Raw genomic sequence first — 14294 nt, 5'->3', positions numbered from 1 at the left:
AACCTCAAAAAGGTGGGTGTTAAGACCGATGGATTTGTTCAATTTCGATGCTATTAAAATTAGTCTTGCTTCTCCTGAAAAGATAAGAGAATGGTCGCGCGGTGAAGTAAAAAAACCCGAGACTATAAACTATAGGACACTCAAGCCTGAAAAGGATGGGCTTTTCTGTGAAAAGATATTTGGTCCAACGAAGGACTGGGAATGCCACTGCGGAAAGTATAAAAAGGTCAAATATAAAGGTGTTGTTTGTGACAAGTGCGGTGTTGAAGTGACAAAAGCGAAGGTAAGACGTGAGAGAATGGGGCACATTGAACTTGCTGCCCCTGTCTCTCACATCTGGTATTTCAAAGGTGTTCCAAGCAGAATGGGACTTATTTTGGACATTACACCCCGAAATTTAGAAAAAGTGTTATATTTTGCTGCATATGTTGTAATTGACCCGGGCGATGTGCCAAATTTAGAAAAGAAACAGATTCTTTCTGAAAAAGAATACAGGGAACTAAAAGAGAAGTATGGTGACAGGTTCAAGGCAGGGATGGGAGCAGAGGCAATCAAAGAGCTTTTGAAGGAAATTGACCTTGACAAGCTATCGCAGGAGCTGAGGCAAGAACTTGAGACTGCAACAGGACAGAAAAAACTAAAGATTATCAAAAGACTTGAGGTTGTTGAAGCTTTTAGAAAGTCTGGTAACCGTCCTGAATGGATGATACTTGATGTTATACCAGTCATTCCACCTGAACTCAGACCAATGGTCCAGCTTGACGGTGGAAGGTTTGCAACGTCAGATCTGAATGATCTTTACAGAAGAGTAATAAACAGAAACAATAGGCTTAAAAAACTAATGGATTTAGGTGCACCGGATATAATTATCAGAAATGAAAAGAGAATGCTTCAAGAAGCTGTTGATGCTCTTATAGACAATGGAAGGCGTGGAAGACCGGTAACAGGTCCTGGCAACAGACCGCTCAAGTCACTTTCCGATATGCTCAAAGGAAAGCAGGGAAGGTTCAGACAGAATCTTTTGGGAAAGAGAGTTGACTATTCAGGGCGTTCTGTTATAGTTGTTGGGCCTGAGCTTAAGATTTACCAGTGTGGGCTTCCAAAAGAGATGGCTTTAGAGCTTTTCAAACCTTTTGTCATGAAAAAGCTGGTTGAGAAAGGAATCTGCAACAACATAAAAAATGCAAAGAAAGCCGTTGAAAGACAGAGAAGTGAAGTCTGGGATATTTTAGAAGAGGTAATAAAAGATCATCCAGTCCTGCTAAACAGAGCACCCACTTTACACAGGCTTGGTATTCAGGCTTTTGAGCCAGTGCTTGTTGAAGGAAGGGCTATAAGACTTCACCCACTGGTTTGTACAGCGTACAATGCTGACTTTGACGGTGACCAAATGGCGGTGCACGTTCCACTTTCTGCCGAGGCTCAGGCTGAAGCAAGGTTTTTGATGCTTTCTGCAAATAACCTATTAAAACCAGCAGATGGCAAACCAATTGTGGTTCCAACCCAGGATATGGTTTTGGGAATTTACTACCTCACTCTTGAAAAGGAAGGTGACAAGGGTGAGGGGATGATATTCTCATCAGAAGAAGAAGCGCTTTTGGCATATGAGCACAAGGTTGTTGGACTTCACGCAAGGATAAAAGTTAAGAGAACAGCAGAAGTAGATGGGGAAGTTATCTCTGGACTTGTTGAGACAACTGTGGGGAAGATTATACTAAATCAGGTAATTCCTCAGGATCTTGGTTTTGTTGATAGAAGCAAGAGAGAAAATCTTTTGAAGTATGAAATTGACACACTTGTTGACAAAAAGATGCTTGGGAAAATTATTGACAGGTGTATAAAGGTTTATGGAAATACCCGAACGGCAGAGATACTTGACGAGATAAAAGAACTTGGATTTAAATTTTCAACAAGAGGAGCAATTACCATTTCAGTTTCAGACATGGTTATTCCAGAAGTCAAACAAAAGCTCATAGCAGAGGCTGAACAAAAGGTTGAGAACATTGAAAAACTATACAGACATGGTTTGATTTCTGACCAAGAAAGGTATGAACAAGTAATTTCTATATGGAACGAAACAAAAGACAAGCTCACAGAAGAACTTATCCAGAATCTTGATGAATTCAATCCAATATTTATGATGGCTAACTCTGGTGCAAGAGGTTCTAAAAACCAGATATCACAGCTTGCTGGTATGAGGGGACTAATGGCAAACCCATCTGGAAAAACAATTGAGATGCCTATAAAGTCAAACTTTAGAGAGGGGCTTAATGTTATAGAGTTTTTCATTTCAACACATGGTGCACGAAAAGGGCTTGCTGACACAGCGCTCAGAACTGCAGACTCAGGATATCTGACAAGAAGACTTGTAGATGTTGCACAGGACATAATTGTAAGGGAAGAGGATTGTGGAACAGAAAAAGGCATATGGGTTGAAGAGATAAGAGATGGCACAGAGGTAATTGAAACACTTGAAGAGAGGATTATAGGAAGATATGCAGCTGATGATATAAAAAATGAAAAAACAGGTGAGGTAATAGTAAAGAAAAATGAGCTAATTACAGAAGAGGCAGCAAAAAAGATAGTAGATGCGGGGATCAACAGGGTATATGTAAGGTCAGTTTTAGAGTGCAAAACAAGATACGGAGTTTGTACAAAATGTTATGGACTTGACCTTGGTACAGGCCAGCCGGTGAATGTTGGAGAAGCAGTTGGTATCATTGCTGCACAGGCTATAGGTGAGCCGGGTACTCAGCTTACAATGAGAACATTCCACACAGGTGGTATTGCTGGACAAGACATTACGCAAGGTCTTCCAAGGGTTGAGGAGTTGTTCGAGGCAAGAAAACCAAAGGGTGTTGCTGTGATTTCTGAAATAGAAGGGTATGTTTCAATAAAAGAAGACAAAAAGAGGACAATAACAGTTCGAAATGACAATGGTGAAGAGAGAACGTATGAAATACCGTACGGTGCAAGATTAAAAGTAAACGATGGTGATTATATTCAAGCAGGGGATGAGTTGACAGAAGGTTCAATAAATCCACATGACCTTTTGAAAATAAAAGGACCAAGAGGTGTTCAGAGCTATCTTTTAGCTGAGGTACAGAAAGTTTACAAGATGCAGGGCGTTGACATAAACGACAAGCACATAGAGATAATAATCAGACAGATGATGAAGAAAGTCAAGATTGAAGACCCAGGCGATACTGAACTGTTGCCAGGCGACATTGTAGAAATACACAGATTTGAAGAGGAAAACGACAAGGCAATAGCAGAAGGAAAGCGTCCTGCACTTGGAAGAAGGGTACTACTTGGCATAACAAAAGCAGCACTCTCTACTGAGTCGTTCTTGTCTGCTGCATCATTCCAGGAAACAACAAGAGTATTGACAGATGCAGCAATAAAAGGGAAAGTTGATCCTCTAATTGGTCTTAAGGAAAATGTCATCATTGGTAAGTTAATTCCTGCAGGAACTGGAATGGCAAAGTACAGAAATATTGTTATTGAAGAAAATCAGTAGTGATATTGGTTGCGGGTATGCCTCAAAGAAAAGGTATGCCCGCTCCAAAATAAAAATTTTTAAAAGTTGCAACAAAACAAAAGATGTGGTTTTAAACTTTCTTGACATAAAATAATTTGAGTGTTATTATATTTGAGTGTAATTTTACACCTTCCATGTAAAAGAGGGAGGAAGTGAATTTGTCATCATCAGACATTGAAGCTTTAAAAACTTCACCAAAGACAGTTGGTGCGCGCCAGACTGCCCAAGCTATCCAAAAAGGCAAAGCGAAGGTTGTTTTTGTCGCAAAGGACAGCGATGAGTGGGTAGTGAGGGATATAATAGATATGTGCAAGCAAAAAGGGATAAAACTTGTGTTTGTGGATTCCAAAAAAGAGCTTGGCAAAATTTGTGGTATAAGTGTGGCAGCATCGTCTGCCGCAATAATTGAATAAGATTTTTTCAAGGAGGTGCAAGAATGCCAACAATAAACCAGCTTGTTAGGTACGGCAGAGAGAAAAAGGTTGAAAAGTCAAAGGCACCAGCACTTCAAAAGGGGTTTAACTCTTTGAAGAAGAAATATTATGATATCAGCTGTCCTCAGAGAAGAGGAGTTTGTACAGTTGTAAAAACTGTTACGCCTAAAAAGCCAAACTCAGCTTTAAGAAAAGTTGCAAGGGTAAGACTTACAAATGGTATTGAAGTGACAGCGTACATCCCTGGTATTGGTCACAACTTACAAGAACACTCAGTTGTGCTTGTAAGAGGCGGAAGAGTCAAGGACCTGCCAGGTGTCAGATACCACATTGTAAGAGGTACTTTAGACTGTGCTGGTGTTGCTAACAGAAGACAGGGCCGTTCCAAATATGGTGCAAAAAGGCCAAAACAACAAGCAGCAGGCGCTGCAAAGAAATAAAATATGTAAAAAGTATACGAAAAGAGCAGCATGAATATTTACAGTTTTGTAGAAGGAGGGAAATAGCTTGCCAAGAAAAGGACCGGTTAAAAAGAGAGAAATATTGCCGGACCCGGTATATAATGATAAGGTGGTTGCAAAGCTTATTAACAAAGTTATGTATGATGGTAAAAAATCAATTGCGCAGAAGATTGTATATGGTGCGTTTGATATTATAAGAGAAAAAACTGGCAAAGACCCACTGGAAGTACTTGAGGCAGCTCTTAATAATGTAATGCCTGTATTAGAAGTTCGTCCAAGAAGAGTTGGTGGTGCAACATACCAGGTGCCAATTGAGGTTGCACCAGATAGAAGGCTTTCTCTTGGAATTAGATGGCTTGTTGAGTATGCGAGAGAGAGAAAAGACAAAAGGACAATGAAAGAGAAACTTGCAGCAGAGATTATGGATGCAGCTAATAATACAGGTGGCGCAGTCAAAAAGAAAGAAGATACACATAGAATGGCAGAAGCAAATAGAGCATTTGCACATTACAGATGGTAATACTATTTTGACAAGGAGGACAGAAGAAATTGCCCAGGCAGTTTCCGCTTGAAAAAACAAGAAATATAGGTATTATGGCTCATATAGATGCGGGGAAAACAACAACAACAGAAAGAATTCTCTTTTACACAGGTAAAGTTCACAAGATGGGTGAAGTCCACGAAGGAACTGCTACCATGGACTGGATGGAGCAGGAACAGGAAAGAGGTATTACAATCACCTCTGCTGCTACAACATGTGAATGGAAAGGTCATAGAATAAACATTATTGACACACCAGGACATGTGGACTTCACTGTTGAGGTAGAGAGGTCTCTGCGCGTGCTTGACGGTGCAATTGCTGTGTTTTGTGCCAAAGGCGGCGTAGAACCCCAGTCAGAGACTGTTTGGAGACAGGCTGACAAATACCGTGTTCCAAGGATAGCTTATGTTAACAAGATGGACATAATGGGTGCAAATTTTTTCAATGTCATTGAGATGATGAAAGAAAGACTTGGTGCAAACCCAGTTGCAATCCAGGTTCCAATTGGGAAAGAGGATACTTTCAGAGGTATTGTTGACCTTCTAACAATGAAGGCTATAATCTATGTTGACGACCTTGGAAAAGTATCTCAGGAAACTGATATTCCAGAGGAAGTAAAGGATATTGCTGAAGAATATAGGATTAAACTTTTAGAAGCTGTAGCTGAGACTGATGAAGAGATTATGGTGAAATATTTAGAGGGTGAAGAGATTACAGTTGAAGAGCTCAAAGCTGCAATAAGAAAAGCTACAATCAACATGCAAATGACACCTGTACTTTGTGGTTCATCATATAGAAACAAAGGTGTTCAGCCACTTTTAGATGCAGTTGTTGATTATCTGCCATCACCTGTTGACATTGCTGCAGTAAAAGGATTTTCACCTGATACTGGCGAAGAAATTGAAAGAAAAACAAGTGAAGATGAACCATTCTGTGCACTGGCATTTAAGATTATGTCTGACCCATATGTTGGTAAACTAACATTCTTGAGAGTTTACTCAGGTGTTCTTCATGCAGGATCATACGTTTATAACTCAACAAAGAATAAGAAAGAAAGAGTAGGAAGACTTTTGCATATGCACGCAAATCACAGAGAAGATGTTGATGCGGTATATGCTGGTGATATCTGTGCAGCAATTGGTCTTTCCAATACTACAACAGGCGATACCCTCTGCGATGAAAATCATCCAATTGTATTAGAGTCTATGGAATTTCCAGAACCTGTTATACAGGTTGCTATTGAACCAAAGACTAAAGCTGACCAAGAGAAGATGGGTATTGCACTGCAAAGACTTGCAGAAGAAGACCCAACATTCAAAGTATCTACAAATCACGAGACAGGACAAACTCTCATTGCAGGTATGGGAGAACTTCACCTTGAGATTATTGTTGACAGAATGAGAAGAGAGTTCAAGGTAGAGGTAAATGTAGGTAAACCTCAGGTTGCTTACAAAGAGACAATCAAGAAATCTATCAAGGTTGAAGGTAAGTATATTAGACAGTCTGGTGGTAGAGGTCAGTACGGCCACGTTTGGCTTGAGCTTGAACCACTTGAGAGAGGTGCAGGGTATGAGTTTGTCAACAAGATAGTCGGTGGTGTGATTCCGAAAGAGTTTATACCATCTGTCGATGCAGGTGTCCAGGAAGCAATGCAATCAGGTGTATTGGCAGGATATCCTGTTGTGGATGTAAGAGTTACACTGTTTGACGGTTCGTACCACGAGGTTGACTCGAGCGATATGGCGTTTAGAATTGCAGCAGCTCAGGCGTTCAGAGAAGGCATGAAAAAGGCAGACCCAGTACTCTTAGAGCCTATTATGAAGGTGGAGGTTGTTGTACCTGAGGAGTACATGGGTGATGTCATGGGTGATATCAACTCCAGACGTGGAAGAATTGAGGGTATGGAACTTAGAGGAAATGCCCAAGTTATTCGTGCATATGTTCCGCTTGCAGAGATGTTTGGTTATGCAACAGACCTGAGGTCAAAGACACAGGGTCGAGGAACATACACCATGCAGTTTGACCACTATGAAGAGGTTCCAAAGAATATTGCTGATAAGATTCTTGAAATGAAGAGTAAATAAGTGTTAAAATAATCTTAAACTGCGGTTGCAATTTTAAAAATTCACATAAATAAAATATTATTGTGAAGGAGGATAAAATCAGGATGGCAAAGGCTAAATTTGAAAGAACAAAACCACACGTAAACATAGGTACAATTGGGCACGTTGACCATGGGAAAACAACATTGACAGCTGCAATTACAAAGGTTTTAGCTCTCAAAGGTAAAGCACAGTTTATGGCTTATGACCAGATTGACAAGGCTCCAGAGGAAAGAGAAAGAGGTATTACAATCAACACAGCACACGTTGAGTATGAGACAGACGCAAGACACTATGCACACGTTGACTGTCCAGGTCACGCTGACTACGTTAAGAACATGATAACAGGTGCTGCTCAGATGGATGGTGCAATCTTGGTAGTTTCTGCAGCAGACGGTCCAATGCCACAGACAAGAGAGCACATTTTGCTTGCACGACAGGTTAACGTTCCATACATCGTTGTATTCCTCAATAAGGTTGACATGGTAGATGATCCAGAATTGATTGAATTGGTTGAAATGGAAGTAAGAGAGCTTCTTTCCAAGTATGGCTATCCAGGAGATGAAGTACCAATAGTAAAAGGTTCAGCTTTGAAGGCTTTAGAGTCAACATCACAAGACCCAAATGCTCCAGAATATCAGTGCATCTTAGAGCTCATGGATGCAGTTGACAAATACATTCCAACACCACAGAGAGACATTGACAAACCATTCTTGATGCCAATTGAAGACGTGTTCTCAATCACAGGTAGAGGTACTGTTGTAACAGGTAGAGTTGAAAGAGGAACACTCAAGACAGGCGAAGAGGTCGAAATAGTTGGTTTTGCTCCAGAGCCAAGAAAGACAGTTGTAACAGGTATTGAGATGTTCAGAAAGGTATTGGATGAGGCTGTTGCTGGTGACAATGTAGGGTGCCTTCTCAGAGGTATTCAGAAGAATGAGGTTGAAAGAGGTCAGGTTCTTGCAAAGCCAGGCACAATTAAACCTCATACAAAGTTCAAAGCACAGGTTTACGTCTTGACAAAAGAAGAAGGTGGAAGACATACACCATTCTTCAATGGTTACAGACCACAGTTTTATTTCAGAACAACAGACGTTACAGGAACAATCACACTACCAGAGGGTGTAGAGATGTGCATGCCTGGCGACAACGTTGAAATGACAGTTGAACTTATCTCTCCAATTGCTATTGAGTCAGGACTCAGATTTGCTATCCGCGAAGGCGGAAGAACTGTTGGTGCAGGTTCTGTTACAACAATAATTGAATAATCAAAAAAGCCCAAGCCTAAGGTCAGAAAAGCTTTAAAGCTTTTTAAACTTAGGTTTGGGCTTTTTTTGGCTCAAAAGATTTTTTCCAAGTGAATGCACATCAAGGAGGTGTTTTTAACAAATTCTATGCCACGAATAAGAGAGTATTACCACAATATGATTCAAAAACTCAAGTCCTATCAGACAGAAGAATATATGATTGATGAGTTTATTTATAATACATTGAAAGAATTTTCGACAAATCTTAATAAAGAAATAGCAATTGCTTTGAATAGAAAAGGAAGAATTGAAGAGGTTCTAATAGAAAAAAAGGAGTTTGATGAATTGGAAAATCAGGACTCTTTCCCTAAAAAAGCAGCGTTAATCTTTACAAGATTATCTTCTTTATCACATCCTTCAATATCTGAACTTTCTACACTTATAATGAAAAAGTATGACTATGTAATGACAATCTCTCTCAAGACAGAAGAAGCTACAATAGCTTTTTGGGGAAGGTATTTAAAAGAGGTTGAAACGATTGGACCGCACAGAATAGAATATTTTTACAATCTTGATATTTCATCCAAGATATCAGAAGTAGATGAAAAACAGAGGGAAAGAGAAAAAATTCACGAGATTTTTGCAGAAGAAGAGAGAGCTTTACTTGTTGATGTGTGGTCAAAGAGTTCATCTGAGCTTGACAGACACCTTTTAGAAGAGCTTGAGAACCTGTGCAAGACAGCAGGGGTTAAAGTTGTTGACAAGGTGGTACAGGTAAGAAGGAGCATAGACCCTGCGTATTTTATAGGAAGGGGTAAGGCAGAAGAGATACTTTCTATCTGTCAGCAAAAAGACATTGACGTTGTGATATTCAACAGAGAACTTTCGCCTGCTCAGATAAAAAACTTAGAAGAACTGCTTTTGAGAAAAGTGATAGATAGAACTGATGTTATACTTGACATATTTGCAAGGCGTGCAAGGACCAAAGAGGGAAAACTTCAAGTAGAACTTGCACAGCTTTTGACCTTGCTTCCGCGCCTGCGTGGGACTGGAGTGCTACTTTCAAGACTTGGTGGTGGAATAGGAACAAGAGGGCCTGGTGAAACCAAGCTTGAGATTGACAGGAGACATATCCAGCGTAGGATTGAAGAGATAAAAAAGGAGCTTGAAAAGGTGAAAAAAAACAGAGAAGTACAAAGAAAAAGCAGAATAGAGAATCAGGTGCCGGTGGTCTCAATAATTGGTTACACAAACGCAGGCAAGTCTACACTCATGAACAGAATCTCAAAAGCAGATGTTCTAATAGAAGATAAACTATTTGCAACACTTGATACTACAACAAGACGAGTGTACCACAAGGGCAAAGAATTTTTGCTCACAGATACTGTTGGGTTTATAAGAAACTTGCCGCATCATCTTGTTGAGGCATTTTCCTCGACATTAGAAGAGGTCAAGTATTCAAACCTTATACTGAACGTTGTAGATATTTCTGACCCATATTATTATGACCACATAAAAGTATCTGAGGATTTGCTAAAACAGCTTGGAGCAGAAAATATCCCTGTTATAAGGGTTTATAACAAGATAGATAAAGTTGACCTTTCAAGTATAGATGTGTTTGACAATCTTCCACATGTTTTTATCTCTGCTCAGGATGGCAGAGGCATTAGCACTTTACTTGATATGATTGTTGAGAGGATTTAATTATATGAAATTTGTTGAATATGGTGAACAAAGAGGGTATTATTAAAGTAGGGGGAAATTTTTATTAAAATAAAAGAAAGGGGTTGTCCGCATTGCTTATCCGTAATTGTGCTGGTGGAGTTGTGTTCTACCAGGGAAAAATCTTTATCATGAAGAACGAGAAGGGCGAATGGGTGTTTCCAAAAGGTGTTATTCGAAACGGCGAGATTGCGCCCGAAGTTGCGGTAAGAAGGGTTAAGGAAGAAGTTGGGATTGATGCTTCAATTCTCTCTACAGCAGGTCAAACAAGCTATGAGTTCTATTCTGTCACACGTCAGAGACCAGTTTGTAACAAGATTATATGGTATATTATGGAAGCAAAATCTCCAGAATTTTTAAAAGAGAACAAGGAAGAAAACGTTTTTGATGCTGGATATTTTGACATTGAAGAGGCTATCCAGAAGATTACTTACAGCCAAGACAAGGCTCTGGCATCTTGTGCGTATGAACAGTACAAACAGCTTGTGAATATTTAAATCACAATTTATAATATATATGGTACAAAATTTTGACGGGCTGTCATTTAATTTAACATAAAATGACAGCCCTTTTTGATGTAGAAATAGTTATATAATTAATTAGGGCAAAGGGGCTTAAAATAAAAAATGGGATTTAAAACCGTTGCACAAAATGTCCGAGTAGAATTTGTTGAAAAAAAGTCAAGGTTCATTGCATCAGTTTTCAGGGTAGAAAATCAGTATGAGGTTAATACCTTCCTTGACAAGGTCAGAAAAGAGTTTTATAATGCAACACATAACGTGTATGCGTATACCTATGGCATTGAATATCCTGTACAGAAATATTCGGATGATGGTGAGCCACAGGGAACAGCCGGGCTTCCTGTCATGGAGGTAATAAGAAAGAATAATGTTTCAAATGTTCTGATTATAGTAACACGCTATTTTGGCGGAATCCTGCTGGGTGCGTCAGGACTTGTCAGGGCATATACACAAGCAGCCAGCCTTGGGCTTGAAAAAGCAGGTATTTTGGAGTATCATGAGTGTGAAGAGGTTTTACTGAGTGTAGAATATTATGATTTTGAGAAAATTAAATGGCTTGCTTCAAGATTTAATACAAAGATAGAAAAGATTGAATATTCGCAAGTTGTAGATTTGTTGCTGGCAATCAAAAAAGAAGAGGTGGATGAGTTTATAAAGAACGTTTCGGATATTACATCCGGCAACTTCCTGGCTGACAAAAAAGGGATAGTTTTAAGAGCAATTTAGGAAAAAGGATGTGTATGTGCTGTGTACAAGAAAGAGAATGTGTGTAAACACCTTTTTACAAATCCACTTTATTTTGTTCAGAACATTTCGCTTCTTAACAATTTTGTAGCAGGAATAGTAGTGTTTTTGATATATATTGCACTTTTTACAATCTATGTTTACCTTCAGATAAGAAAAGGGTATGAAATTATGCCAGGGGAAGCAGGTCTTGTATTTTTCACAGACAGGATAAAATCTGATTTAGAGAATTTAAGACTGGTAAGGCTTATCATTACCCTTTTTTCAAACCAAATTTTTAAGCTTTTTATGCTGGTAATTATAGTCTTTTTAGCAGCTTCCATTGCTACAACAAAAAGAGCTAATGTTTCACAAGTGATAACCACACTGACAGTATCGTATCTTCTTCCGTCATATACATTTTTAATAGGTATTATCTTCTGGTTTTTACCAATTGGCTATGCAGTTTTTAAAGTGTCAGAGATGTTTTTCTTGATATCCGTTTATGAAGCACTTTCAAAGGGTTTCGGAATAACAAGGGCAAAGGCCTTGGCAGTAGTATTTGTAATTGTGCTTTTTTACAGTTTGCTTTATATATATTTGCCTTCAGTCTTTCTTACGCCTTTTCTGATATAGAAGGATAAAATAAACGCTGAGAAAATATCCTGCTGAAAACAGGATAATGAAGATTTGCATTGAAGTTATGTTCAGATAAATAAGTATGGTAAATATAAGCAGGCACACAACTGCAAATTGGAATATGAGAAAAATTATCCTTTTTTCAAGAATAAATTCAAACTCAAGCTTTGATATCTTTTCAATCATTATGATGCATGAAATAAGAGCAAATAGGTTTGAAATCCAGATATAAGGGGTTTCACTTTTGAAAAGTAATATTGCCGGGATATAGGCTATCAATCTTGCTACTGTCAGTACTGTATTTAAAATAAAATTAAAATAGACCTTGTCAAGTGCATTAAGTAAACTTGAAAGTACAACAGAAAGATAATAAAATGCTATTGCAGGTGCAATGTGTTTAAGATACACTCCTGCTTGAGGGTTTTTGTATAGTAAACTACAAATCTGTAAAGGAAAAAGTAAGAATATACATGTTGCTGGCAATGAAATAGCAATGGTAAGCAAGAGAAAAGAGTTTATTCGAGAGTTTAGAATTTTTGTGTTTATCTTTGTTTCAGAGATGGTAGGAACAATTATTATGGATAGTGAATTTATTATTACAAGTGGCAAAGTTGCTGCTGGGAAGCTCATTCCATTAATTATTCCGTAGATAGAAATTGCTTGAGTTTTTGTATTACCAATGATTTCAAACATTTTAGGAATTATCATGTTTTCGACCGATTGAAAAATCATTCCAAGTACACTTGCTGTGGCAAGAGGAATAGAAACTTTGAATACATTAGAAGATATTTGGACAATGTCAGATAAATTAATTGAAATCTGAGTATTTTTATTTTTAAGTCTATATGATATCCAAAGGAAACTCAGGCTTGAGAACTCTCCTATAAGAATTCCCAAAAAAGATAAAAGAAGTTTTGTGTCAAGTGAAGATGATTTTGCTACTGTTAAAAAAATGGGACAGGTGATAGAAAGTCTGACGATATTTTCAAATACTTCTGCCAAGGCAGGTGGAGTAGGATTTTGAATGCCATAAAAAAAGCCTTTTAAAATAGCTGACTGTGTTACAACCACAATACACACAATAAGAGGGTATACTAAGTGTTTGAGATGTGGAGTAGCAAATACAATATCACAGAAAAATGGATTTAATGCACAAAACAATATGGCAATTATAATGCTCCAGAAAAAGAGTATCCTGCTCATCACAAAGACAACTTTTACTTTTAGTCCAGCTGAATAGCAGATTTCAGCAATATATTTTGAAATAGCTGTCAAAATCCCACCACTTGATATGCTGTAAAACAGGTAATAAAGTGTCATACCAAATGTATAAAGTGCCATACCAACAGAACCAATTCTGCGCGATATGAATATTCTATAAAAGAAAAATAGGCTATATGTTAATATATTACAAAGTGTAAGTATTACGATTTGCTTTAAAATCTTTTTATTCATCTTTCTCTCATCACAAGCTAATCTTTGTTCATTATTAAATCTTATGTACCAATTTCATTTGACATTAGCTTTAAATCTAATTTATAATTCCATATTGAGCAAAATAGGAGTTTAAAAAGTAGGGGGAAGTAAGAATATGGCTGGACATTCAAAGTGGGCGAATATAAAACACAAAAAAGAAAAGACAGACGCACAGAAAGGGAAACTTTTTACAAAACTTGGTAGAGAGCTTATGGTTGTTGCAAAGATGTATGGCCCTGACCCTGAGACAAACCCAAAGCTCAGGGATGTAATCGCAAAAGCTAAGGCAAACAACATGCCCATGGATAAGATAATGGGGTTTATAAAGAGGGCAGCTGGTGAGATTGACACAACAGGATACGAAGACATTACGTACGAGGGTTATGGACCTGGTGGAGTTGCAGTTATTGTTGAGGCAATGACGAACAACAGAAATAGAACTGCAGGTGAGCTAAGACACATTTTTGACAAAAATGGTGGTAATCTTGGTCAAACAGGCTGTGTTTCATGGATGTTCAGCAGAAAAGGTGTTATAGTTATTGAAAAAGAAAGTTTTCCGGATGAGGACTTTGTGATGGAAAAGGCGTTAGAGTATGGTGCTGAGGATTTCTCCTCAGAGGACGATATATATGAGATAATTACATCACCTGAGGATTTTTCAAAGGTCAGAGAAGGTCTGGAAAAAGAAGGTTTTACATTTATAAGAGCACAGATAGAGATGATTCCCCAGACATATGTAAAACTTTCAAGTGAGGATGCCCAGAAGATGAGAAGACTTATTGATATGCTCGAAGACAACGATGATGTGAAAGAGGTATATCATAACTGGGAAGAAGATGAGGAGTAAATTCTATGTATAGCAGTGGGTTTGGCAGGGAATAATAGTA

General features: G+C 38.3%; 12 protein-coding genes. 11 read left to right on the top strand and 1 reads right to left on the bottom strand.

Features of this window, described 5'->3' with window-relative positions; translation table 11 throughout:
• Positions 1 to 28: 28 nt before the first annotated feature.
• The 10 genes from rpoC (at position 29) to CALKRO_RS09270 (ending at position 11928) form a co-directional block, all read left to right on the top strand.
• A complete protein-coding gene (gene rpoC / locus CALKRO_RS09315) occupies positions 29 to 3520 on the top strand; it encodes a DNA-directed RNA polymerase subunit beta' (protein WP_013430776.1) in 3492 nt (1163 codons plus the stop codon).
• A 179-nt stretch (positions 3521 to 3699) separates the two neighbouring features.
• The gene (locus tag CALKRO_RS09310) at positions 3700 to 3954 is read left to right on the top strand and encodes a L7Ae/L30e/S12e/Gadd45 family ribosomal protein (RefSeq protein WP_013430775.1); all 255 of its coding nucleotides are present in this window, start codon (positions 3700 to 3702) and stop codon (positions 3952 to 3954) included.
• A gap of 23 nt (positions 3955 to 3977) precedes the next feature.
• Positions 3978 to 4415, top strand: coding sequence for a 30S ribosomal protein S12 (gene rpsL / locus CALKRO_RS09305; RefSeq protein WP_013290052.1), 438 nt, complete (start codon positions 3978 to 3980; stop codon positions 4413 to 4415).
• Between the two features lie 67 nt (positions 4416 to 4482).
• Positions 4483 to 4956 (top strand): 30S ribosomal protein S7, encoded by a 474-nt coding sequence (rpsG, locus tag CALKRO_RS09300; protein WP_013290053.1) that lies wholly within the window; start codon positions 4483 to 4485, stop codon positions 4954 to 4956.
• Positions 4957 to 4985: 29 nt separating this feature from the next.
• Positions 4986 to 7061 carry an elongation factor G gene (gene fusA / locus CALKRO_RS09295; protein WP_013430774.1) on the top strand — a complete coding sequence of 692 codons (2076 nt, stop codon included), beginning with the start codon at positions 4986 to 4988 and terminating at the stop codon, positions 7059 to 7061.
• A gap of 83 nt (positions 7062 to 7144) precedes the next feature.
• Positions 7145 to 8347: an elongation factor Tu gene (gene tuf, locus CALKRO_RS09290; RefSeq protein WP_013403741.1), complete on the top strand. Its 1203-nt coding sequence runs from the start codon at positions 7145 to 7147 to the stop codon at positions 8345 to 8347.
• A gap of 156 nt (positions 8348 to 8503) precedes the next feature.
• Positions 8504 to 10030, top strand: a complete 1527-nt coding sequence (hflX, locus tag CALKRO_RS09285) for a GTPase HflX (protein WP_013430773.1) — start codon at positions 8504 to 8506, stop codon at positions 10028 to 10030.
• A 92-nt stretch (positions 10031 to 10122) separates the two neighbouring features.
• Positions 10123 to 10545 carry an NUDIX hydrolase gene (locus CALKRO_RS09280; protein WP_013403739.1) on the top strand — a complete coding sequence of 141 codons (423 nt, stop codon included), beginning with the start codon at positions 10123 to 10125 and terminating at the stop codon, positions 10543 to 10545.
• A 129-nt stretch (positions 10546 to 10674) separates the two neighbouring features.
• Positions 10675 to 11295, top strand: a complete 621-nt coding sequence (locus CALKRO_RS09275) for a YigZ family protein (RefSeq protein ID WP_013430772.1) — start codon at positions 10675 to 10677, stop codon at positions 11293 to 11295.
• A gap of 21 nt (positions 11296 to 11316) precedes the next feature.
• Positions 11317 to 11928 carry a hypothetical protein gene (locus tag CALKRO_RS09270; protein ID WP_013430771.1) on the top strand — a complete coding sequence of 204 codons (612 nt, stop codon included), beginning with the start codon at positions 11317 to 11319 and terminating at the stop codon, positions 11926 to 11928.
• Here the strand turns inward: CALKRO_RS09270 and CALKRO_RS09265 are convergent.
• Positions 11899 to 13386, bottom strand: coding sequence for an oligosaccharide flippase family protein (locus tag CALKRO_RS09265; RefSeq protein WP_013430770.1), 1488 nt, complete (start codon positions 13384 to 13386; stop codon positions 11899 to 11901). The genes CALKRO_RS09270 and CALKRO_RS09265 overlap by 30 nt on opposite strands.
• A 136-nt stretch (positions 13387 to 13522) precedes the next feature.
• Between CALKRO_RS09265 and CALKRO_RS09260 the strand changes: the two genes are divergently transcribed.
• Positions 13523 to 14254, top strand: a complete 732-nt coding sequence (locus CALKRO_RS09260; RefSeq protein ID WP_013430769.1) for a YebC/PmpR family DNA-binding transcriptional regulator — start codon at positions 13523 to 13525, stop codon at positions 14252 to 14254.
• Positions 14255 to 14294 lie beyond the last annotated feature (40 nt).

Source organism: Caldicellulosiruptor kronotskyensis 2002 (assembly GCF_000166775.1).
Taxonomy (GTDB): domain Bacteria; phylum Bacillota; class Thermoanaerobacteria; order Caldicellulosiruptorales; family Caldicellulosiruptoraceae; genus Caldicellulosiruptor; species Caldicellulosiruptor kronotskyensis.
This window is presented reverse-complemented; position numbering and strand designations above follow the sequence as displayed.